Consider the following 21,171-nt stretch of genomic DNA (forward strand, 5'->3'; position numbering starts at 1 on the left):
CGTCACCCCCGGCGCCGGTCACCGTGACGCTTCCAGCCTCCAGCCCGTCCCGCATGTGTGCTCCCGAAGTAGTTAGTCGGTCAACCACGCTGGCAAGACTAGGCCCGGCCCGCACCGCCGGCTCGCCCCGTGCCGTGCCGGGCCGGGTCGCGGTGGGTTCCGACCGCTACATCCCGAACGCCGCCATGACCTTGCGGACCGCCTCGACGACCGGCACCAGGCGGGTCGGCCGAGATGCGGGGCTGGCGACCCCGGAACGCAAGGGATCCCCGTGGTGCTGCCAGGTCGGGGGTCCGTCAGCACCACGGGGACAACTGGCTCATCGTCGGAGGGCGTCGCCGGTGTTACACCTCCGGCGGGTGTTTCAGTTCGTATCTCGCGCGAGCCTCGCAACTCCTTCATTCATAAGCCGGTCTATGTCCAACAGCCGGTCACTCTGGGGGAGTGTTCACATGAGACAGCAGCATGGGCAGGACGATTTCTTCGTCGTCGGTGAGGGCGTGCTCGAGTTCGACGGGCACGGTGCGCCGTCGACCCGCCGGCCGTCGAGTGACGAGGAGCTGCGGCGGTTCCGGTTCTCCCGGCTCGGGCCGGAGGGGGTGCTCCTCGACGAGCAGACCAGGACCACGCTGGCCACCGCGATCACCGCCGCGGGCACCCAGCCGGACTCGGCGGTGCCGGCCGGGTTCACCTACCTCGGCCAGTTCGTCGACCACGACCTCACGATGGACCGGACCGCGGCGCTGCTCGGCGAGGACGTGAACCTCGACGAGCTGCGGCAGGGCCGGTCCCCGGCGCTGGACCTGGACTCCGTGTACGGCCGCGGTCCGGACGACCGGCACGACCGGGCGTTCTACGCCGCCGACGGGGTACAGCTCAAGGTGGGCCGGACCTCGGCGACGACGTTCCCCGACAACCGGGTGAACGTGGCGCTGGAGGGCTTCGACCTGCCCCGGGTCGGCGGGTCCGCCGGCACCCACGCGGACCGCCGGCAGCCGCTCATCCCGGACGCCCGCAACGACGAGAACCTCGCGGTCGCGCAGACCCACCTGGCGTTCATCCGCTTCCACAACCGGGTGGTCGAGGAGCTCGCGCTCAAGGGCCTGACCGGGCGCCGGCTGTTCACCGCGGCGCGCGAGCAGGTCGTGCGGCACTACCAGTGGATGCTGCGTACCGACTTCCTCCCGCGGATCGTCGACCCCGCGATCGTCACCGACGTGTTCACCCACGGCCGCCGGTTCTTCGAGGCGCCGGGCCACGGGCACGGCCACCACGGGCAGCCGCCGACGATGCCGATCGAGTTCGCGGTGGCGGCCTACCGGCTGGGCCACAGCCTGATCCGCGGCGCGTACCAGTGGAACCGGGTGTTCAACAGCACGGGCCCCGGCGCGATCGCGACCCTGTTGCAGCTGTTCACGTTCACCGGCGTGGCCGGCAACTTCCAGCCGGGCGCGGGGATTCCCGACCTGGACGACCCGAACTCGGGCACCGTGGACACGCTGCCGACCAACTGGATCGCGGACTTCCGCAGGCTCTACGACTTCACCGAGGCGGGCCGGCCGGACCTCGCCGCGCCGGCCGAGGCGGGCGGCGGCAACGTGACCAAGCGGCTCGACACGCTCATGGTCGACCCGCTGGCGCAGCTGCCGGCCGGCACGTTCGGCGGTCGCGGCACCCAGTTCCCGGCCATCCAGCGCAACCTCGCGTTCCGCAACCTCACGCGGGCGAACATGGTGCGCCTGGCGAGCGGCCAGCAGCTGGCGAAGCTCCTGCGCGTGGAGCCGCTGACCGCCGAGCAGATCCTGAGCGGCGACCAGGGCGCGAGCCTGGCCGCGCTCACCCCCGCGCAGAAGTCCGCCGTCACCGCCGCGACCCCGCTGTGGTTCTACGTCCTGCGCGAGGGCGAGTTCAACGGCGGCCGCCTCGGCCCGGTCGGCGGCCGCGTCGTCGCGGAGGTGTTCCACCGCGCGATGGAGGGCAGCCGCACGTCGGTCGTCCGCGAGCCGTCGTGGCGGCCCACGCTGGGCCCGGACAAGCACACCTTCCGGATGACCGACCTGCTCCTGTTCGCCTTCGAGGGAAAGGCGGACCTGCTCAACCCCCTCGGCGACTGACCGCCGGTACGCCCGTCCGGCCTGGTGGGCACGCCCGGGCCGGGCGGTGGCGGTCGGCGCGCCCGCACCGATGAGTTCCGCGGGCGCGGGCCGTCACACGACGGGAAGGTTGCCGACGGAGGAGTCCTGATGCGTGAGCTGATCGTCACCGAGAACATCACCCTGGACGGCGTGATCGACGCGGCCGCGGGCTGGTTCGCCCCGGCCGGCGCTGCCGGGGTGGACCAGTCCGACGTCATCGCCGCGATCGCCGAGCACCGGGCGGCGGCGGACGGTTTCCTCGTGGGCCGGGTGACCTTCGAGCAGCTGCGCGGCTACTGGCCGAAGCAGACCGACGACCGGACCGGCGTCGCCGGCTACCTCGACACGGTGGCGAAGTACGTGGTGTCCAGCACCCTCGACGACCCGCGGTGGGCGAACACGACCGTGCTGCGCGGCCCGCTGGCGGAGGAGATCCTGGCCCTGAAGTCGGCCCCGGGCAAGGACATCGTGACGACGGGCAGCCTGCGGCTGGTGCGTGCCCTCATCGCGGCCGGGTCGGTCGACGAGTACCGGCTGTTCGTGTACCCGGTCGTGGTGGGCCGGGGACAGCGGCTGTTCGAGGACGCCACCGGGGTCGGCGGGCTGCGCCTGGTGGAGACCCGCCCGTTCCGCTCGGGCGTGGTGCTGCTGCGCTACCGTCCCGCGTAGACATCAGGTTCCCGATCGGAGGTCACGTGGCAGGCACGGCAAGGGACATCGAGCGCGGGTACCCCACCGACGAGGTCGTGGCGAAGCTACGGCGCCTCGCGGACGCCCTGGAGTCCGGGACCGCGTTCCGGATCCAGATCGCGGGCGAGCGCGTCCGGGTCCCGGCCCGCGCGGAGTTCTCCATCGAGCACGAACGCGGTGCCGACGAGGAGGAGGTCGAGTTCCAGCTCAAGTGGACCCTCGCCGACACCGACCCCGACGCCGACCCCGACGAGGACGCCGGGACGGTCGTCTAGCGCCGCCCGGTCGCCGGGCTCGTCCGATTTGTCGCGGGACGCTCCGGCGCGGGTGACAATGGCGATCACTATGGCTGGTACCAACCATCTCAAGCGGGTGACCATCGCGGTCGTCGGTGGGGTCGTCCTCGTGGTCGGCGTCGCGTTGCTCGTTCTGCCCGGGCCCGGCTTGTTGCTGGTGCTCGCCGGTCTCCTCATCCTCGCCAACGAGTTTCCCGCGCTCGAGCGGTACGTCGACCCCGTGCAGGAGCGGGCGATGAAGGCCGCCGAGGACAGCGTGGCCTCGCCGTTGCGGATCGCCGGGTCCGTGTGCGTCGGGCTGGCGCTCGTCGGCGGGGGTGTGGCCTGGGGTCTCGTGCCCGAGCTGCCGCTCGGCGGGTGGAGCACCGGGTCGAGCCTGATCCTCTCCGGCGTCGTCCTGTTCGTCCTGCTGATCTGGAGCTACCGCCGGGTCAACGCCGGCCGCGACGACGCCCGCCCGTAGAACCGGCCGGCTCACGGCCGAAGTGGACGTTTCCCGGCCACTTGTGGCAACGTGCCGCGGACGCCGACCGGAGGGAACGCAGTGGGTCCTACCCGGCTTGCCGACGGGGTCTACGTGTTCCCCGACACCTGCAACGTCTACGCCCTGGTGCGGGACCGGGACGCGGTGCTGATCGACTTCGGGGACGGGGAGATCCTCGACCATCTCGCCGAGCTCGGCGCCGACCGGGTCACCGACGTGCTGGTCACCCACCACCATCGCGACCAGGTGCAGGGCCTGGCCCGGGCGGTGGCGCACGGCGCGCGGATCTGGGTGCCGCCGTCCGAGCGGGAGCTGTTCGACCAGGTGGACACGCACTGGCAGCGGCGCGAGATCCTCAACTACTACGACCTGCGGCAGGACCGGTTCTCCCTGCTCGAGCCCGTGCCGGTCAGCGGGACGGTGCCGGAGTACCGGACCCGGCGCTTCGGCGGGTTCGACGTCACCACCCTGCCCACCCCCGGGCACACGCTCGGCTCGGAGTCCTACCTGGTCGACGTCGGCGGCCGGCGGCTGGCGTTCACCGGCGACCTGATCTACGGGCCGGGCAAGGTCTGGTCGCTCGCTGCCACCCAGTGGTCCTACTCGGCGGTGGAGGGCGTGTACGCGACGGTGCTGTCGCTCTACGAGCTGCAGGCGCGGCGACCGGACCTGGTGCTGCCGGCGCACGGCGACCCGATCGCCGAGCCGCGGCCGGCGTTCGACCTGCTCGAGTCCCGGCTGCGGGCCTTCGCCGACTCGCGGCGGGCCACCCCGTGGGACCCGCGCGACCAGTACGACCGCCCGTTCGAGGTGCTCACCCCGCACCTGCTGCGCAACAGGACCAGCTTCGCCACCAGCTACGCGCTGCTGTCCGACACCGGCAACGCGCTGCTCATCGACTTCGGGCTGGACATGATCGCCGGGCTGCCGGTGGGCTCCGACCGGTCCTCGCGCCGGCCGTGGCTGCCGTCGCTGTCCGCGCTGCGCAGGGACTTCGGCGTCGACCGGGTCGAGGTGGCGATACCCACGCACTACCACGACGACCACGTGGCCGGGTTCAACCTGCTGCGCGAGGTCGAGGGCACCCAGATCTGGTCCGAGCGCACGGTCGCCGACGTGCTCGCCGTGCCGTCCCGCTACGACCTGCCCTGCCTGTGGTACGACCCGATCCCGGTGGACCGGGTGCTCGAGGCCGGCCGCCCGGTGCGGTGGCACGAGTACGAGCTGACCACCTATCCGCTGCCGGGCCACACGCTCTACGCGGTGGCGATCGCGGTCGAGGTGGACGGCAGGCGGGTCGTGGCGACCGGCGACCAGCAGACCACCACCTGGGAGCCGGGGGTCGAGGCGGAGATCCTGAACCTGCAGTACAAGAACCGGTTCCGGATCGACGACTTCGTGGCCAGCGCGGCGTTGTACCGGGAGCTGGCGCCGGACCTGATGATCAGCGGGCACTGGACCCCGCGCGAGGTCGACGCGGACTACCTGGACCTGCTGGAGGTCAAGGGCGCCGAGCTCGCCCGGCTGCACCGCGAGCTGCTCCCGCTGTCCGATGTGGACTTCGACGCGGAGGGGACCGGCGTGTGGGTCCGGCCCTACCAGGCCACGGTCGCCGCCGGCCGGCCGCTGACGCTGGAGGTGGAGGCCCGCAACCCGTTCGCCGGCGAGGAGAAGGTCGCCGTCCGGCTGGTCCTGCCGGCCGGCTGGCGGTGCGACCCGCCGGAGGCCGGCACGACCGTGCCGGGCTTGTCCCACACGACGTTCGAGTTCGAGGTCACCCCGCCGCCGGGGGAGAGCCGGCGGCGGGCGCGGGTCGGCGCGGACCTGACGGTCGGCAGCTGCCGGTTCGGCCAGCAGGCCGAGGCACTCGTGGACGTGCGGTGACCTACCGGCTGGAGCTCGACCCGGACCGGCTCGTCGCGGAGATCCGCGGCGCCGACGGCCGGCTGTGGTTCCGCCTGCGCCTGCTTGCCTCGCTGGACACAATGGACGGTCCGGACGAGACGCTCGGGGTACCGGTGGTGTCCCGGCAGGGCGGCCGGATCGAGGTGCGCTGCGCCAGCTCCCGGTGGCTGGAGCGGACCACGGTCCTCGACTGCCACGAGGACCGCCTCGAGCTGCGGACGACCGTGCGCGGGACCGGCACCCTGCTCGGCGCCCACCTGCTCGGCGGCCACCGCCCACCCGGCGGGTTCCTGCCGAGCGGCTCGGCGCTGCGCACGGTGTTCTCGCCCAACCCCGACCATCCCAGCCGGATCCTGCGCCCCGCGGCCGAGCCCGTGGTGCTCGGCGTGGTCGGCGACGGCGCCGAGCCCGGCGTCGGCCGGTGGCTGTTCGCGCCCGCGCCGTGGTGTATCGCGGTGACCCGCGACGACGGGGAGTGGGCGGCGCTGGGGCTCGTCGCGCCGATCGCCGCGCAGACCTTCACCACGATGCACTACACCGGCGGCACCGACGGCTTCTCGATCCGGCTGGACTACGAGGGCCACACGCGGGTCGACGGCGAGTTCGACACCCCCGCCCTGACCGTCCAGTTCGGACACCCCGACCCGCCGGCGGCGCTGCGGGCCCACCGGGACCTGCTTGTCGAGCGCGGGCTCGCGCCGTCGGCCAGGACGGACCTGCCGGAACACTGGCGCCAGCCCATGTTCTGCGGCTGGGGTGCCCAGCACCACCTCGCCCTGCGCACCGGCGGGTCCACGAAGGACTTCGCCACCCAGGCCCACTACGACGGGTTCCTCGGCCACCTCGCCCGGCACGGCGTCGTGCCCGGGACCGTGGTGGTCGACGACAAGTGGGCCGAGCGCTACGCCACCAGCCGGCCGGACGAGGCCAAGTGGCCCGACCTCGCCGGCTGGATCGCCGACCGGCACGCCCGTGGCCAGCGGGTTCTCCTGTGGTGGAAGGCATGGGATCCCGACGGCGCGCCCGCCGAGGCGTGCGTGCGCCTGCCGGACGGCACCCCGGTCGCCCTCGACCCCGAGCACCCGCTCGGCCGGCGGACCGTCGTGGACGCCGTCGAGCACATGATCGGCGCGCTGGACGCGGACGGCCTCAAGGTCGACTTCCTCGCCCGCACCCCGAGCGGCACGGCCCTGCGGCACGCCGGGCCGTCGTGGGGAGCCGCGCTCCTGCACCGGCTGCTCGGGCTCGTGTACGAGACGGCCAAGCGGCTCAAGCCCGACGCGCTGATCGTCACCCACACACCCAACCCGGCGTTCACCGACGTCACCGACATGATCCGGCTCAACGACATCCGGATGCTGGACGCGATCGACCCGGCCGGGCCGGTGGTGCCGCACATGCGCTACCGGCACTCGGTCGTCGCGGCGTCGTGTCCCGGCATGCCGGTCGACAGCGACGGCTGGTGCCTGCCCGACCGGGCGGAGTGGGCGGCCTACCTGCGCGTCCAGCCCTCACTCGGGGTGCCGGCGCTGTACTACGCGACCCACGTCGACCTCAGCGGTGAGCCGCTGCGGCCCGCGGACCTGGCCGAGGTCGCCCGGGTGTGGGCGGAGTACCGCCGGGCCCACGGGCTGCGGACCCTTGACGGGGCCCGGTCGGCGTCCTAGTTTGTGGCAACGATCGCATGTGGGATCGTTGCCACACACAGTGCCGTTCCCCCTCGATGACGCGGAGGAAAGCCGGATGTCTGCCCGTTTCCCGCGATCGCTGGCCGTCGTCGCGACCGCCGCACTCCTGTTGTCCGGCTGTGGTGGCGTCGGCGGGGGTGGCGACGCGGGAGCCTCCGACGGCAAGGTCACGCTTACCACCATGGGCTTCGGCGTCGGCGACGAGATCGCCTCGACCAGGGTCGACCTGGCCGACAAGGCGATCGCGCCCTCGAAGGCCAAGATCGGCGGCAACGCGTTCGACCCGCAGCAGTTCCTGTCCGCGGTCGCCTCGCACACGCCGCCGGACCTGGTCTACATGGACCGCCAGCTGCTGGGCACCTACGCCGCCCGCGGCACGATCGACCCGCTCGGGAGCTGCGTCGAGAAGGAGCGGATCGACCTCGGCCAGTACCGCGCGCCCGCGCTGGCGGAGATCACGCTCGACGGCAAGCTCTACGGGCTGCCCGAGTTCTACGACAACCGGGTCCTGATGATCAACGACGCCTCGCTGCGGAGCGCCGGGATGAGCCCGGACGCGATCGACCCGGGCAACCGCGGCGGGCTCGCCGGTGCCACCGCCAAGCTGACCGAGAAGAACGGCAAGAACCTCGCCCGCATCGGCTTCGACCCGAAGATCCCGGAGTTCCTGCCGATGTGGGCGAAGGCCAACAGCGTCGACATGCTCAGCGCCGACGGCAAGACCGCCAACCTCGACGACCCGAAGCTCGTCGCCGCGCTCGAGTACACGATGAGCCTGATCAACGCCCAGGGTGGCTGGGGCGCGGTCAAGTCCTTCCGCGACTCGTTCGACTTCTTCGGCGAGAAGAACCCGTTCGCCGCCGACCAGCTCGCCGCGTTCCCGATGGAGGACTGGTACCTCAACGTCCTCGCCGACACCTCGCCGAAGGTCGCGTTCACGGTCGCGCCGTTCACCGACGAGCAGGGCAAGCCGGTCGACTGGGCGACGGGCAGCGCGTGGGCGATCCCGGCGGAGAGCAAGCACAAGGACCAGGCCTGCAAGTGGATCAAGACGATGACCGACTCCGCGTCGTGGATCGCGGCGGCGCAGGCCCGCAAGGACAAGCGCGACTCCGAGCACAAGCCGTTCTCCGGCGTCTACACCGGCAACCAGAAGGCCGACGAGAAGATCTTCGGTGAGATCGTGTCGCTCGCCGACTACCCCGTGTACGACAAGGCCGTCAAGGGCGTGCTGGCCGCGCAGGACTCCGCGTTCTCGACCCCGGCCTCGCCCGCCGGCTCGGAGTTCCGCACGGCGTGGCAGGACGCGGTGAACCGGGTGCTGTCCGGCAAGCAGTCCCCGGCCGACGCGCTGGCCCAGGCGCAGACCGAAGCCCAGCAGGCGCTCGACAACGCGGCTGGGAGGTGACGACGACAGCGGATCCGCGACCCCGGCCGAAGCGCCGGGGTCGCGGGTACGACAAGCGGGAGACGTTGGCGGCCTTCGGCTTCCTGTCCCCGTGGCTCTTCGGCTTCCTCGCGCTCACGGCCGGCCCGATGGTCATCAGCCTCTTCCTGTCGTTCACCGACTACGACGGGCTGCGCGAGACCGGCAACGTCGGCTGGCGCAACTACGAGCAGGTGCTGACCGACCCGAAGCTGCGGACCGCGCTGACCAACACGTTGATCTACGCGGTGCTGTCGGTGCCGGCCACGATGATCGTCTCGCTGTGGCTCGCGATGATGCTGTCCAAGGTCGGCCGCCGCTCGGCGGGGATCTTCCGCACGCTGTACTACCTGCCCGAGGTCACCCCCAAGGTGGCCATCGGCGTGCTGTTCCTGATGCTGTTCAACGGCCAGGTCGGGCTGGTGAACTCCGCGCTCGGGCTCGTCGGCATCGACGGTCCACAGTGGAGCACCGATGGCCCGTGGGTGAAGCCAGGCCTGGCGTTGATGCACCTGTGGTCGGTCGGCGGCACGGTGATCATCTACCTGGCGGCGCTGAACAACGTGCCGCAGGAGCTCTACGAGGCCGCGGACATCGACGGGGCCTCGCCCTGGCAGCGGTTCCGCAACGTCACCCTCCCGATGATCAGCGGCGCGCTGTTCTTCACCCTGATCGTGCAGACCATCGACGCGTTCCAGTCCTTCGACGAGGCCTACACCGCCTTCTACGGCAGCGCGGCGTCGGCGAGCTACTCGAGCGACGCGGCGCTGTTCTACGTGGTCTACCTGTTCCAGCAGGCGTTCCAGTTCCTCCACATGGGATACGCCTCGGCGATGGCCTGGCTGCTGTTCCTGGTGATCATGGTCGTCACGCTGGTCCAGGTCCGGCTCTCGCGGCGGTTCGTCTACTACGAGGGCGGCGAACGCTGATGGCCACGCCGACGCTCGCCCCGCCGGAGGACGTCCGGGCGGCCGGGTCCACCGCGCCGCCCGGCCGGCGGCGCCGCGGGTGGCGGCGGCTCCCGTTCTGGGCCGGGCTCACCGCGGCCTCGGTGCTGTTCCTGTACCCGTTCCTGTGGCTGCTCAGCGCGTCGCTCAAGCCGCGCTCCCAGGTGTTCGACAACGCGTTGTTCCCGCGGACCTTCGCGTGGGGCAACTTCGTCAGCATCTGGCAGGTCGCACCCGTGCTGACGTGGTTGTTCAACAGCGTCGTGGTGGCGCTCGCGGCCGCGGCCGCGGTGACCGTGTCCAGCGCCCTCGTCGCGTTCGGCTTCGCCTACTTCCGCTTCCCTGGCCGCAACGTGCTGTTCGGACTCGTGCTGGCGACGATGATGCTGCCGACCGCGGTCACCATGATCCCGGTCTACCTGATCTGGAACACCGCGGGCCTCGCCACCACCCAGGTGCCGCTGTGGGCGGCCAACCTGTTCGGCAGCGCGTTCTACATCTTCCTGCTGCGCCAGTTCTTCCTCGGGCTGCCGCGGGACATGTTCGAGGCGGCCCGGATCGACGGCGCGAGCTACTGGACGCTGTTCTGGCGGATCGCGGTGCCGCTGTGCAGGCCCGCGCTGATCGTCACGTTCGTGTTCGAGCTCAAGGCGAGCTGGTCGGACCTGCTCAAGCCGCTGATCTACCTGCGCGACCCGGAGCTGTTCACCATGCCGCGCGGGCTCAAGGCGATCTCCGACCAGTTCGGCCAGAGCGGCGAGCAGCAGTGGGAGATCGTGCTGGCCGGCAGCGTGCTCACGACCCTGCCGATGGTGCTCGTGTTCTTCCTGGCACAGCGCCATTTCGTCCACGGCATCGCGACGCAGGGGCGCAAGGGATGACCGCTCGGGCCGTGCTGGCACTGGACCCCGGGCGGGCGTGCGGTCAGGGTGGAGCGCGCGGCCGTGGTCGCCCGGCGTCGCCTCGTGGGAGAGGGTCTCGGGTGACGAGCGCTCAGCGAGCAGGTCGACGCGTGGGCGGCGGGCGAGGGTAGGGAGCGACATGCCGGAGCAGCGGACGCTGCACATGATCGGGAACGCGCACATCGACCCGGTGTGGCTGTGGCAGTGGCCGGAGGGCTACCAGGAGGTGCGGGCCACCTTCGCCTCGGCCATCGACCGGATGGCCGAGTACCCCGAGTTCGTGTTCACCTGCGACTCGGTGCAGTACCTGGCCTGGGTCGAGGAGCACGACCCGGACCTGTTCGACGCCATCGGCAAGCGGATCGCCGAGGGCCGCTGGCAGCTCGTGGGCGGCTGGTGGATCGAGCCGGACTGCAACCTGCCCAGCGGGGAGTCCTTCGTCCGGCAGGCCTTGTACGCCCAGCGCTACCTGCGGGAGAAGTTCGACGTCACGGTCACCGTGGGCTGCAACGTCGACCCCTTCGGGCACAACGCCTCCCTGCCGCAGCTGCTGCGCAAGTCCGGAATGGACTCCTACGTCTTCATGCGCCCGGGCCCGCACGAGCTGACGCTGCCGGGGCCGTACTTCTGGTGGGAGTCGCCGGACGGCTCGCGGGTCCTGACCTACCGGATCCCGCACGAGTACGGCAGCTCCGGGCAGGATCTCGGCTACCAGGTGGACAAGTCGCTCGCACAGCTGCCGCCGGACGCGCCCGAGCTGATGGTGTTCTACGGCGTCGGCAACCACGGCGGCGGGCCGACCAAGGCGAACCTGGACAGCATCCGCAGGCTCGACGCGGCGGACGGGCTGCCGAGGCTGCGCTGCGGTTCGCCGCGGGACTACTTCGACCGCCTGGTCGCCGGCGGCGAGCGGATCCCGGTGCACGCGGGCGAGCTGCAGCACCACGCGGTCGGCTGCTACTCGGCGCACTCGGGGGTCAAGCGGTGGAACCGGCGGGCGGAGAACCTGCTCGCCCGCGCGGAGAAGTGGGCCGCGGTCGCGTGTGTGCTGGGCGAGGTGGCCTACCCGTACGCGCGGCTGGGCCAGGCGTGGCGGCAGGTGCTGTTCAACCAGTTCCACGACACCCTCGGCGGCGCCGCGATCGAGCCGGCCTACGAGGACAGCCGCGACCAGTACGGGCACGCCGGGTCGCTCGCGGGCGCGGCGTTCAACCGCGCGGTGCAGTCGCTGACCCGCCGGATCGACATCCCGGCCGAGCCGGACATGACCCCGCTGGTGGTGGTGAACCCGCACCCGTGGCGGCTCGTGGCCGACGTCGAGCTCGAGTTCGGCGGCTTCGCCGCGGCCGGTGCGCGGGTGGTCGACGACGGGGGCAACCCGGTCGCCGTGCAGCGCACCCGGTCGAAGGCGACGGTGAACGGCGGGCGCCGCAGGCTGGCCGTCGCCGCCGACGTGCCGCCGCTGGGTTACCGGGTGTACCGGATCTACCCGGCCGAGGAGGCCGGCGAGCCGGGTGTTCGCGCGACGGACACGGTGCTGGAGAACGACTTCGTCGCGATCGAGCTGGACCCGGCCACCGGCTGGGTACGCCGCCTGCGGGCCAAGGTGTCCGATGTGGACGTTGCGGGCCCGGGCCCGCACGCGGTCGTGATCGACGACGCCTCGGACACGTGGGGGCACCGGGTGCGGGCCTACGACAAGGTCGCCGGGGTGTTCGCCGTGCGGTCGGTCCGGCTGGTGGAGAGCGGGCCGGTGCGGGCGGTGCTGCGGGTGGTCAGCGAGTACGGCGCGTCCACGCTCACCGAGGAGTACGTGCTCGGCGCGCGCGACCGGCACGTCGAGGTGCGGGTGACGCTGGACTGGCACGAGAGGCAGAAGCTGCTCAAGCTCCGGTTCCCGACCGCGCTCACCGACACGGACGCCACGTTCGAGATCCCCTACGGCCACCTCACCCGGCCCGCCGACGGCAGCGAGGAGACCGCGCAGGCGTGGGTCGACGTGTCCGGCGCGCTGCCCGGCGGCCGGCGGGCCGGGCTCGCGGTGCTCAACGACGGCAAGTACGGCCACGACGTGCTCGGCGGTGACATCGGGATCACCGCGGCTCGCAGCCCGGTCTACGCCTGGCACGAGCCGAAGGAGCTGGACCCGGACGAGCTCTACAGCTACCAGGACCAGGGCCGGCAGGAGTTCACGGTGCGGCTGGTGCCGCACGCGGGGGACTGGCGCGACGCGCGGGTGGTGCGGCTCGCGGCCGAGCTGAACCAGCCGGCCTTCCCGCTGCTCGAGTCCTATCACGACGGTGACCTGCCGCAGGCCCGGTCGTTCATGTCGGTCGACGGCGACGCGGTGCTGCCGGCGGTGCTGAAGATGGCCGAGGACGGCGACGACGCGATGATCGTGCGGGCCTACGAGACCACCGGCAAGGCGAGCGAGGCGACGATCGAGGTGCTCGGCCGGACGGTGACCGCGAGCTTCGGTCCGGCCGAGATCAAGACGTTCAAGGTGCCGCGCGACCCGGAGACACCGGTCGAGGAGACCGACCTGATCGAGTGGCCGGCGTGACGCCGCCCTTCGCCGTCACCGTCCTTTCCGGACAGCCGGGCTGCCTGACGGTCGTCCCCGCGGTCACCGCCCTGCCCGGCGGGCGGTTCGCGGTCCGGCTCGACGGCACCTGTGTCGCGGACGTCTAGGCCGGCGCGCGGGTCGAGCCGCGGCGGACGAAGGAGGGTTCCAGCCACACGGTGCGCGGCTCGCCGGTCAGCTCGCCGGTGAGCCGGGCCAGCATGAGCTCCGCGGCCGTCGCGCCCAGGCGCACCACGGGCTGGCTCACCGCGCTGACCGCGGGCTCCACCATCGTCATCCACGGCTGGTCGTCGAACGCCACCAGCGAGATGTCCCGCGGCACCCGCAGCTTGCGCCGTTGCAGCTCCTGCCACACTCCCTCGGCCATCAGGTTGTTCGCCGCGAAGATCGCAGTCACGTCGGGGTGCCGGTCGAGCAGCGCCGCGGTCGCCGCCGCCGCGTTGCCGCCGCCGAAACCCACCCGCGCGACGAGGTCGCCGTCGTAGCGGACCTTGCCGTCCCGCAGGGCCTTGCGGTACCCGTCGAGCCGGCCGACGCCGGTGGTCCACTCCAGCTCGTCGACGAGGAAGCCGATCCTGCGGTGGCCGAGCCCGAGCAGGTGCCGGGTGCCCTCCATGGCGCCGAGCTCGGAGTCCACGAGCACCGCGTCGCATTGGCTCTCGGCCATCTGCCGGTCGACCTCGACCACCCGGACACCCTGCTCGGTCAGCAGCGCCCCGGCGGCGGCCGAGAGCGGGGTGATGATCGTGCCCGGCACCCGCATGGCCAGCAGGGTGCGCACGCCGGCGAGCTCGCGGTCGGTGTCGCCGTCGTCGTTGACCAGGACCATCTGGTAGCCGGCCGCGCCGAGGGTCTGCTCGATGCCCGCGGCGAGGTCGGCGTAGAACTGGTTGCGCAGGTCGGAGATCAGCACGCCCACGAGCCGCGAGGTGCGGCGCTTGAGGCTGCGCGCGATGTCGTCGGGCACGTAGCCGAGCCGCTCGGCGGCGGCGAGCACCCGGGTCTTGACGTTGGCCGCCGCGTAGCCGTGCCCGGTGAGCGCCCGTGAGGCGGTGGACGGCGAGACACCCGCCGCCTTGGCGACGTCGCCGATGGTCGTGCGCCGCGGCGTGCCGCTGGTCGCCGTCACGCCGCGGCCTCCCGCCAGGGCCGCGCGGTGCTGTCGACGACGTCGCCGAGCCTGCGGAGCCGGTCGACCGACCGCGTGCGCAGCAGCGACGCCGGGTCGGCCAGCGTGTCGCTCCAGATCGCCCGCCCGGCAAGGAATCCCGACGCGCCGGCCCGGCACGCCACCGTCACGGCGGCGGGGAAGTCCGCGACCGACACGCCCTGGGACAGCACCACCCAGGGGACCGGCACGGCCGCGGTGACCTGCTCGCAGAGCCGGCCGACCTCGACGGGGTCGCCGTGGCCGTGCCGGGGCACCTGCGCCTTGTAGAGCGACGGGCGCAGCGCGCCCAGTTCGGTGGCCGCCTCCAGCAGCAGGCTGTCGAAGTCGTCGTCGGGACCCGGCCGGGCCACCCCTTCGAGGATGGACACCAGGCCCGCGTCGGCGCAGCGGCGCACGAACTCCGCCGCCATGGCGAGCCGCGCGTCCCGGCTGCCGTCGCGGCGCCAGAGCACGAGCAGCTTCAACGCGGCGGCGCCCCGGTCCCGCGCGTTCGCCGGGTGCACGCCGTCGTCGATGCGGGTGGTCTCGACCGGCCCGCCGCCCGGCGGGTGGACCAGCGAGTCCGCGGCGAGGATGAGGCCGCAGGTCCGCGGCAGCAGCCGCTCGTCGACCACCCGGTCGAAGCCGAACGTCCGGTCGATGAGGAAGCCGCTGGCGTGCGGCCCGAGCGCGCCGGCGACCGCGACCTTGAAGGCCACCAGGTCGGCGTCGGGCACCGGTCCCGAGGTGTGCTCGGCCAGCATCGTGCGGAGGCTCTCCCGCTGGTCCATCGCAACCATGGCCAGGCCGCCGGCGGGCCGGGACAGGTGGGCCAGGTCGGTCACTGCGGCCTCCTGAGCGCGGGACAGGAAGTCCCGGTAGCTGGGTTCGTACTGTTCGGCAAGGACATCGTCGCGGGGCAGGACCGCGCTACGCGGGGGCGGGGCCGGCCGGCCGATCGCCCGCCCGGCGAGCCGGCGCGCGTCCCCCTCGGCGCGGCGGTCGCCGCCGCCCGCCGGCGCGACCCGCCGCCGCGCGAGGACCTCGCCGTCGAGCGTGTACCCGCCGACCTCGCAGGTGGTGGTCCCGACATCGGCACCGGCGAGCCCCCGCGGGCCGTCGCCTCGAGCCGTCACCCCGCCGTCCCTTCGCCCCCGTGTGGCAACGTTGCCACATCCCCATCCTCGCGACTCGCGGCGGGGCGGGTCAAGCGGCAGGGCGGGTCAAGTGGTCGTCAGGTCGGTCGCCGCGCGGTCTGTCCGGGGCTCGTGGACACCCGCGCGTCCCGGCCGTGGTTCGACGACGTCAGCCAGGCGCAGACCCCGGCGCAGGCCGCGCGCCACGTCGTCGACCTGGTCCTGGCCGACCACGTCGACCCGGCGACCTACGGCGAGCTCGTCCGCTTCGGCAAGGTGGTTCCCTGGCCCGGCGGACGGCCCGACCACGACCAGGACCGCCTGCTCACCGCCTAGCCGGCGCGGGCCTGCTCGGGGACGGCCAGGGCGGCGGCGAACAGGCCACCCAGCACCTTCTCGCCCGGGCCTGCGGCCAGCGCCGGTCCCGGCGGCGTAGTCGGGGCGGGCAGTGCCGCGCGGTCGAGCTTTCCGTTGGCGGTCAACGGAAAGCGGTCGAGCACGACGACCGCCGCCGGCCCCCTTTTTCGCCCACGGCGCGAACCATCGCGACAGGACAATTCCGCGGGTGGAGCGTCCCCGGGTCCTGAGGCAGCAGCCCCGGGAATTCGGGAAAAATGCGCGCCATGGGTGGATTCACGTCGGGGCCGCCCGTTCCGGTGCGCCGAGGCCGATGTGCGCGGGCATGGTCCGGGGTGGTGGTCCCGGTCACAGTCCCGATACCGTTCGGGTAGGCGTCGCCGAGCGGGTGGGGAGGTTGTTCGTGCCATGCCAGACGAGGATCGTGCTGAGCCCGCCGCCCGGTCGTTCCAGCTGCTGGAGATCCGGTCGCGCCGGGTGGGCGACTGGGTCGTGCTGGCGGTGCGGGGCGAGATCGACCTCGCCACCGGCCCGCAGCTGCGCGCCACGCTGACCGACACCCTGCGGGCCGAGCCCGCCGGGCTGGTGGTGGACCTGAGCGACGTCGCCTTCCTCGGCTCCACGGGCCTGAGCGCCCTCATCGAGGTGAGCGACGCCCTCGGCCCGACCCGGTTGCGGGTCGTGGCCAGCACGTCGCCGACGCTGCGCCCGATCGAGCTCACCGGCCTCCACCAGGTGCTCGCGGTGTTCCGCGACCTCGACTCGGCGCTCGAGGCCCCGTAGCCGGCTGCTCGGGGCGCGGCGATCCCGGGGCCTGACACCGGTGCCGGTGCGCGGGCGGGCGGCGTCTCACCGGTTTGGCGTCTGCACGGCGAACCCGTGCACCGCGAGGATGGACGGGTGACCAGCACCCGCAAGATCGACCGCAGCGCCACGGAGAACATCTGCCCCGCCTACCGCGACGGGAACGGCGTGTGGCACGTCCGCGACTACGTGAGCGGGCGGGCGGTGCTCCGCAACACCGACACCGTCCAGGCCGGGCTCGGCGTCGAGACGGTGGAGAAGCTGCCGGCCGGGTTCCGCCGCCCGGTGCTCTACTGGGACGGCCCCGAGCACCGCGAGTACCGCCGGCAGACCGCGCGCTTCTTCACCCCGAAACGCGTCGACGCCGAGTACCGCGAGCTCATGCACCGGATCGCCGACCGGGAGATCGCCGTGCTGCGCCGGGCCGGCAGCGCCGACCTGTCCGAGCTGAGCTTCCGGCTCGCGGTCGACGTGGCCAAGGCGGTGATCGGGCTGACCGACAGCAGGCCCGGCACCGCGCGGCGCCTCGAGCGCTTCTTCCCCGAGAAGCTCGGCAAGCCCGGCTTCACCAGCGCGAGCGGGGTGTACTGGGCGGCCCGGATCCTGTACCTGTGGCTCGCCGTCTACGTGGGCGACGTCCGGCCGGCGGTGCGGTCGCGGGTGCGGCGCCGCCAGGACGACCTGATCTCCCACCTCCTCGACGAGGGCGTGCGCACGGGCGAGATCCTCAGCGAGTGCCTCACGGTCGCGGCCGCCGGGATGGTCACCACCCGGGAGTTCATCAGCGCCGCGGCCTGGCACCTGTTCACCGACGACGACCTCCGCGCCCGCTACCGCGCCGGCGACGAGCCCGAGCGGCTCGCGATCCTGCACGAGCTCGCCCGCCTCGAGCCGCCGCTCGCCGCGCTGCGCAGGCGCACGACCGCGCCCGTGCCGCTGCCGGACGGGACGACGATCGCCGCGGGTGAGCGGGTGGACATCTCGGTGGCGGCGGCCAACATCGACCCCGCCATGGCCGGCGACCGCCCGGGCGCGACGTGCCCGGCCCGCCCGACGAACCACGGCGCCGGCCCGGCGGGCCTCACCTTCGGCGACGGCGCCCACAAGTGCCCCGGCGCGCACATCGCCATCCAGGAGTCGGACATCTTCCTCACCAAGCTGCTGGCCCTCGAGCACGTGCGGATGACGAGCCCGCCGAGGGTGTCGTTCAACGAGGACTTCGCGAGCTACGCCCTGCACGGCCTGACCGTCTCCATTGGACAGTAGGCGGCGAGGCACCGGTGCGGCACTTCGCCGCCCCGGACCTGTCCGCGGCCGCACGGGCCAGGACGCGGTGTCCGTCGACGACGGCGGTGCGGTTCCTGGTCCGTCCTAATGCGACGCTTCGAGCAGGCGGTGCGTCTCGGCGATGCGGTCGACGGACCCCGGCTTCGCCGCCGCGGCCCGCGCCGTTGCGCCGTTCGGGCCCACCGCGGGCTTTCCGGCGGTGTAGAGCCAGGTCGTGAACAGGTTGTCCAGCTGCTTGCCGGAGATCCGCTCGGCCAGCGCGATGAACTCGGGGGTCGTCGCGGTGCCGTCCTTGTGTTTCGCCGCCCAGGTGCGGAGGATCCGGAAGAACGCGGTGTCGCCGACCGCGGTGCGCAGCGCCTGCAGGGTCATGCCGCCGCGGTCGTACACCGCGTCGTGGAACTGGTTGTCCGGGCCCGGGTCGCCGGGCAGCACCTGCCAGAAACCGTCGTCGGCGGGGATCGAGTCGTAGGTGAACTGCGCGACCTCCGCCGGCGTGCCCTCGCCCTGGTAGTCCGACCACAGGTACTCCGCGTAGGTGGCGAAGCCCTCGTTGAGCCAGATCTCCTTCCAGTCCCGCACCGACACCGAGTCACCGAACCACTGGTGGGCCAGCTCGTGCGCCACCACCGAGGTGTTCGCCCCGCGCCGGAAGAACGCGCCGTCGTACACCGGGCGGGTCTGGTTCTCCAGCGCGAAGCCGAGCCCGGAGTCGACGACGCCGCCCTGCGCCTCGAACGGGTGCGGGCCGAAGCTCTGCGCGAGCACGTCGATCACCTCCGGCGTGCGCTCCACGGACGCCCGCGCGGCGGGGCCGTAGGCGCCGAGGTCGTCGCCGTACGCGGTGACCAGCGGCTGGCCGTTCGGCGCGGTCGCCTCGCGCACCTCGTACTGCCCGATCGCGACGAACGTCAGGTAGGACGCCTGCGGCCGGACGCTGCGCCAGTTCCACCGCACCCAGCCGGCGACCTGCTGCTGCTTGCCGGTGAGCACGCCGTTGGACAGCGCCTCGACACCCTCCGGCACGGCGATCGACACGTCGAAGGTCGCCTTGTCCAGCGGGTGGTCGTTGCTCGGGTACCACCACGGCGCGATCTGCGGCTCGTTGACCCCGAGGGCCCCGGTCGGCGTGCGCTGCCAGCCCGCGAAGCCGTAGAGCCGGTAAGGCTCGGGCTTGTCGGTGTAGCGCACCACCACGGTGAGGTCGCTGCCCTTCGCCAGCTTCGCCTTCGGGGTGACGGTCAGCTCGCCGCCCTTGGTGGCGAACCCGGCCGGCGCGTTGTTCACCCGGACCGAGGAGACCTTGAGCAGGAAGTCCAGGTTGAACCGGGTCAGGTCCTGGGTCGTTCTCGCGAGGATCGTGGTGGTGCCGGAGAGCAGGTCGGTCGCGGGCTGGTAGGTCAGCCGGATGTCGTAGTGCGCGACGTCGTAGCCGCCGTTGCCGTCGAGCGGGTAGTACGAGTCGCCGATGCCGGGCGCCCCCGACGTGCCGGCCGCGCTCGCGGTCGAGCCGGACAGCACGGCGACCAGCATGGCCGCCGTGCCAGCGAGCAGGGCGCGGGTCTTCCGCTTCATGGTGCACCTCCGTGGCGGCGAGTCGGCAGCACCATAGGCGCGCGACGTGCCGCCACAACACCGTCAAACGTGTTGTCCTGCCAGGTGAAACACCACAAACCGGACCGCTGGGGAACTATCGCCGCCGGCCCGCCCAGCCGCTCAGTGCGCGATGTCGAGGATGACCCGCCGCACCTGGTTCGCCCGGTCGAGCTGGGTCGTCACCCGGAACGGCAGCTTCTCCCGGACGCCGACGGCCAGGGTCGACTGGCCCTCGAAGAAGCCCGCGAACCGCACCGCGCGCAGGCTGCGCCATCCGGTGGGGGAGCAGAGGTAGTCGCCGGTGTCGGCGAGGACCTTGCCTGGCTGGTGCCCGGAGTCGTCGTAGCCCTGCACGGCCGCGCGGAGCACGACCTCGAGCGCCGCCTTGCCGGGCACGGGCATCGGCGTGCCCGATCCGTCGACGGTGACGACGGGGACGTACCGCACCGCGTACCCGACGTCGGTTGGCCCGTTGACGTCGAACACGACGCGGTCGTAGCAGTCGTGTTGTCCCGCCCGCACCAGGTAGAGCGCGGCGGTGGAGTAGGGCGCCGCGGTCTCGCCGGCGGTGTTCCAGTGCTGGGTCTCCCCGCATGCCGAGGGTTGCTGGGCCTTGACGCCTTCCGCGGTCTCGATCGGGGTCTCGGCAGGCCGGCCGGTCGTGGGCGCGCCGCGGGCCGTCGGTGGAGCGGTGCGCGCGGTCGTCGTGGCCTGCGAGCCGGACTGCTCGGCGGCCCCGTCGCAGGCGGTGAGCATGGTCGAGGCCGCGATCCCGGCCACCATCGCCATCGTGATCCGTCGCATGTCGAACTCCATTCTCCAGCGTTCCCTTTGTGCAGAGGACGTCAGGGAAAGGAGCCGGGTTGGGTCACGATTGAGAATTCGCCCGGTGGCAGGTACCCGGTTACCGCAGGTCATCACCGGCCGGAAACGGGTTTCACGGCGAGCGCAGGGCCTCCGTCGGGGACAGGCGAGCGGCCCGGACCGGCCGGCTGCTCGGCCAGCCATGGGGCAAGCCGGTCGCCATCGTCATCGTCATCGCCATCGGCCTGGCCGTCGTCGCCGCGGCGTTCGTCGCCCGGCACGGTCTGGCCCGGCTTCGCCGAGGAGCTCGACCTCGGCAAGGTCGCCGCGCGGATGCGGAAGGGTGCTGTCCGGTTGGGCCGGCTCGGCTACGCCGCGCTCGGCGCCGTGTACGGAATCGCCGGGGTACTGGTCATCGGTCGCGGCCGCGAAGAGCCAGCCGGCGAAGGCGAGGGGGCTCGATGTGGCCCTGAAAACCTTGGCAGCACAGCCATTCGGCGTAGTGCTGTTGCTCCTGATAGGCGCCGGGCCGGCGGCGTTCGCGGTGTTCGCGTTGTCCGACGCGCGGTACCGGCGCGCCCGAGTCCCCGCCTGCGCAAGGGATTCGCGGCTGACTCGCGCTGATTCGCGTCGTCGCGGAAACGATCTATTGAGGACTGGTTTGGGACGGTCCTGAGTGGGCATCCACCTTCCGACGTCAAGGCAAGAACAACTCAACGAAACGAGTCGGGTGCGTGGCGGCGCACTCGCTCAGCCGTCGTGTTGTCAGGTGCGTCATTTCCCCGAAGGAGTCCCCGCATGATCGTTCTCGGAGTCGTGTTACTCGTCATCGGCTTCCTCGCCAAGATCTCCATCCTGTGGACGATCGGCATCGTCCTGGTCGTCGTCGGAGCGATCCTCGCCATCCTCGGCGGAACCGGCCGCAGGGTCGGTGGCCGGGCGCACTGGTTCTGAGCACCACTCCCAGTGGCGCGGAACGA

At 72.4% G+C, this 21,171-nt stretch carries 21 protein-coding genes; 16 read left to right on the forward strand and 5 right to left on the reverse strand.

The window, feature by feature from the left end:
- Window positions 1-452: 452 nt before the first annotated feature.
- From VGD70_RS34235 to VGD70_RS34285, 11 genes are all read left to right on the forward strand, one after another.
- On the forward strand, window positions 453-2,114 hold the full coding sequence (locus VGD70_RS34235; protein ID WP_331088835.1) for a heme peroxidase family protein: 1,662 nt from the start codon (window positions 453-455) through the stop codon (window positions 2,112-2,114).
- A gap of 129 nt (window positions 2,115-2,243) precedes the next feature.
- The gene (locus tag VGD70_RS34240) at window positions 2,244-2,804 is read left to right on the forward strand and encodes a dihydrofolate reductase family protein (RefSeq protein ID WP_331088837.1); all 561 of its coding nucleotides are present in this window, start codon (window positions 2,244-2,246) and stop codon (window positions 2,802-2,804) included.
- A 26-nt stretch (window positions 2,805-2,830) separates the two neighbouring features.
- On the forward strand, window positions 2,831-3,100 hold the full coding sequence (locus VGD70_RS34245) for an amphi-Trp domain-containing protein (protein ID WP_331088839.1): 270 nt from the start codon (window positions 2,831-2,833) through the stop codon (window positions 3,098-3,100).
- A 70-nt stretch (window positions 3,101-3,170) separates the two neighbouring features.
- Complete coding sequence (locus tag VGD70_RS34250) at window positions 3,171-3,584, forward strand: PGPGW domain-containing protein (protein ID WP_331088841.1); 414 nt, start codon at window positions 3,171-3,173, stop codon at window positions 3,582-3,584.
- Window positions 3,585-3,665: 81 nt separating this feature from the next.
- Window positions 3,666-5,489 (forward strand): MBL fold metallo-hydrolase, encoded by a 1,824-nt coding sequence (locus tag VGD70_RS34255; protein ID WP_331088843.1) that lies wholly within the window; start codon window positions 3,666-3,668, stop codon window positions 5,487-5,489.
- Window positions 5,486-7,177, forward strand: coding sequence for a hypothetical protein (locus VGD70_RS34260; protein ID WP_331088845.1), 1,692 nt, complete (start codon window positions 5,486-5,488; stop codon window positions 7,175-7,177). The genes VGD70_RS34255 and VGD70_RS34260 overlap by 4 nt, the downstream gene beginning before the upstream one ends.
- A gap of 76 nt (window positions 7,178-7,253) precedes the next feature.
- Window positions 7,254-8,606, forward strand: a complete 1,353-nt coding sequence (locus VGD70_RS34265) for an extracellular solute-binding protein (RefSeq protein ID WP_331088847.1) — start codon at window positions 7,254-7,256, stop codon at window positions 8,604-8,606.
- Complete coding sequence (locus VGD70_RS34270; RefSeq protein ID WP_331088849.1) at window positions 8,603-9,553, forward strand: sugar ABC transporter permease; 951 nt, start codon at window positions 8,603-8,605, stop codon at window positions 9,551-9,553. The genes VGD70_RS34265 and VGD70_RS34270 overlap by 4 nt, the downstream gene beginning before the upstream one ends.
- Entirely contained in the window at window positions 9,553-10,452 is a 900-nt protein-coding gene (locus VGD70_RS34275; protein WP_331088851.1) for a carbohydrate ABC transporter permease, read from the forward strand. The genes VGD70_RS34270 and VGD70_RS34275 overlap by 1 nt, the downstream gene beginning before the upstream one ends.
- Window positions 10,453-10,612: 160 nt before the next feature.
- A complete protein-coding gene (locus VGD70_RS34280; RefSeq protein WP_331088853.1) occupies window positions 10,613-13,036 on the forward strand; it encodes an alpha-mannosidase in 2,424 nt (807 codons plus the stop codon).
- Complete coding sequence (locus VGD70_RS34285; protein ID WP_331088855.1) at window positions 13,033-13,164, forward strand: hypothetical protein; 132 nt, start codon at window positions 13,033-13,035, stop codon at window positions 13,162-13,164. The genes VGD70_RS34280 and VGD70_RS34285 overlap by 4 nt, the downstream gene beginning before the upstream one ends.
- On the opposite strand, the gene VGD70_RS34290 is transcribed toward VGD70_RS34285, so the two are convergent.
- Both VGD70_RS34290 and VGD70_RS34295 read right to left on the reverse strand, forming a co-directional pair.
- The gene (locus tag VGD70_RS34290; RefSeq protein WP_331088857.1) at window positions 13,161-14,186 is read right to left on the reverse strand and encodes a LacI family DNA-binding transcriptional regulator; all 1,026 of its coding nucleotides are present in this window, start codon (window positions 14,184-14,186) and stop codon (window positions 13,161-13,163) included. The genes VGD70_RS34285 and VGD70_RS34290 overlap by 4 nt on opposite strands.
- Window positions 14,183-15,343: a hypothetical protein gene (locus tag VGD70_RS34295; RefSeq protein ID WP_331088859.1), complete on the reverse strand. Its 1,161-nt coding sequence runs from the start codon at window positions 15,341-15,343 to the stop codon at window positions 14,183-14,185. The genes VGD70_RS34290 and VGD70_RS34295 overlap by 4 nt, the downstream gene beginning before the upstream one ends.
- Before the next feature lie 132 nt (window positions 15,344-15,475).
- Here VGD70_RS34295 and VGD70_RS34300 point away from each other — a divergent pair, with 132 nt between their 5' ends.
- A complete protein-coding gene (locus tag VGD70_RS34300) occupies window positions 15,476-15,679 on the forward strand; it encodes a hypothetical protein (protein WP_331088861.1) in 204 nt (67 codons plus the stop codon).
- On the opposite strand, the gene VGD70_RS34305 is transcribed toward VGD70_RS34300, so the two are convergent.
- Window positions 15,676-15,843 carry a hypothetical protein gene (locus VGD70_RS34305; RefSeq protein WP_331088864.1) on the reverse strand — a complete coding sequence of 56 codons (168 nt, stop codon included), beginning with the start codon at window positions 15,841-15,843 and terminating at the stop codon, window positions 15,676-15,678. The genes VGD70_RS34300 and VGD70_RS34305 overlap by 4 nt on opposite strands.
- A 265-nt stretch (window positions 15,844-16,108) precedes the next feature.
- Between VGD70_RS34305 and VGD70_RS34310 the strand changes: the two genes are divergently transcribed.
- The gene (locus VGD70_RS34310; RefSeq protein WP_331088866.1) at window positions 16,109-16,483 is read left to right on the forward strand and encodes an STAS domain-containing protein; all 375 of its coding nucleotides are present in this window, start codon (window positions 16,109-16,111) and stop codon (window positions 16,481-16,483) included.
- A 117-nt stretch (window positions 16,484-16,600) separates the two neighbouring features.
- Window positions 16,601-17,770 (forward strand): cytochrome P450, encoded by a 1,170-nt coding sequence (locus VGD70_RS34315; RefSeq protein WP_331088868.1) that lies wholly within the window; start codon window positions 16,601-16,603, stop codon window positions 17,768-17,770.
- Window positions 17,771-17,875: 105 nt separating this feature from the next.
- Here the strand turns inward: VGD70_RS34315 and VGD70_RS34320 are convergent, their stop codons facing one another.
- Together VGD70_RS34320 and VGD70_RS34325 are read right to left on the reverse strand one after the other, a co-directional pair.
- Window positions 17,876-19,366, reverse strand: a complete 1,491-nt coding sequence (locus VGD70_RS34320) for a M1 family metallopeptidase (RefSeq protein ID WP_331088870.1) — start codon at window positions 19,364-19,366, stop codon at window positions 17,876-17,878.
- 141 nt (window positions 19,367-19,507) lie between these two features.
- Entirely contained in the window at window positions 19,508-20,191 is a 684-nt protein-coding gene (locus VGD70_RS34325; RefSeq protein WP_331088872.1) for an AMIN-like domain-containing (lipo)protein, read from the reverse strand.
- Between the two features lie 202 nt (window positions 20,192-20,393).
- Between VGD70_RS34325 and VGD70_RS37030 the strand changes: the two genes are divergently transcribed.
- Together VGD70_RS37030 and VGD70_RS34330 are read left to right on the forward strand one after the other, a co-directional pair.
- On the forward strand, window positions 20,394-20,867 hold the full coding sequence (locus tag VGD70_RS37030; RefSeq protein WP_414638132.1) for a DUF1206 domain-containing protein: 474 nt from the start codon (window positions 20,394-20,396) through the stop codon (window positions 20,865-20,867).
- 122 nt (window positions 20,868-20,989) lie between these two features.
- Window positions 20,990-21,145, forward strand: a complete 156-nt coding sequence (locus tag VGD70_RS34330) for a hypothetical protein (RefSeq protein ID WP_331088874.1) — start codon at window positions 20,990-20,992, stop codon at window positions 21,143-21,145.
- The last annotated feature ends 26 nt before the right edge of the window (window positions 21,146-21,171 follow it).

It is taken from the genome of Actinophytocola sp., from assembly GCF_036402745.1.
In the GTDB taxonomy this organism is placed as follows: Bacteria; Actinomycetota; Actinomycetes; order Mycobacteriales; family Pseudonocardiaceae; genus Actinophytocola.

Excerpts from the sequence above, each read along its gene's own strand:
- VGD70_RS34235 (WP_331088835.1), top strand. The coding sequence starts at position 453 with ATGAGACAGCAGCATGGGCAGGACGATTTCTTCGTCGTCGGTGAGGGC.
- VGD70_RS34240 (WP_331088837.1), top strand. The coding sequence starts at position 2,244 with ATGCGTGAGCTGATCGTCACCGAGAACATCACCCTGGACGGCGTGATC.
- VGD70_RS34250 (WP_331088841.1), top strand. The coding sequence starts at position 3,171 with ATGGCTGGTACCAACCATCTCAAGCGGGTGACCATCGCGGTCGTCGGT.
- VGD70_RS34265 (WP_331088847.1), top strand. The coding sequence starts at position 7,254 with ATGTCTGCCCGTTTCCCGCGATCGCTGGCCGTCGTCGCGACCGCCGCA.
- VGD70_RS34275 (WP_331088851.1), top strand. The coding sequence starts at position 9,553 with ATGGCCACGCCGACGCTCGCCCCGCCGGAGGACGTCCGGGCGGCCGGG.
- VGD70_RS34280 (WP_331088853.1), top strand. The coding sequence starts at position 10,613 with ATGCCGGAGCAGCGGACGCTGCACATGATCGGGAACGCGCACATCGAC.
- VGD70_RS34310 (WP_331088866.1), top strand. The coding sequence starts at position 16,109 with ATGCCAGACGAGGATCGTGCTGAGCCCGCCGCCCGGTCGTTCCAGCTG.
- VGD70_RS34320 (WP_331088870.1), bottom strand. The coding sequence starts at position 19,366 with ATGAAGCGGAAGACCCGCGCCCTGCTCGCTGGCACGGCGGCCATGCTG.
- VGD70_RS34325 (WP_331088872.1), bottom strand. The coding sequence starts at position 20,191 with ATGCGACGGATCACGATGGCGATGGTGGCCGGGATCGCGGCCTCGACC.
- VGD70_RS37030 (WP_414638132.1), top strand. The coding sequence starts at position 20,394 with ATGGGGCAAGCCGGTCGCCATCGTCATCGTCATCGCCATCGGCCTGGC.
- VGD70_RS34330 (WP_331088874.1), top strand. The coding sequence starts at position 20,990 with ATGATCGTTCTCGGAGTCGTGTTACTCGTCATCGGCTTCCTCGCCAAG.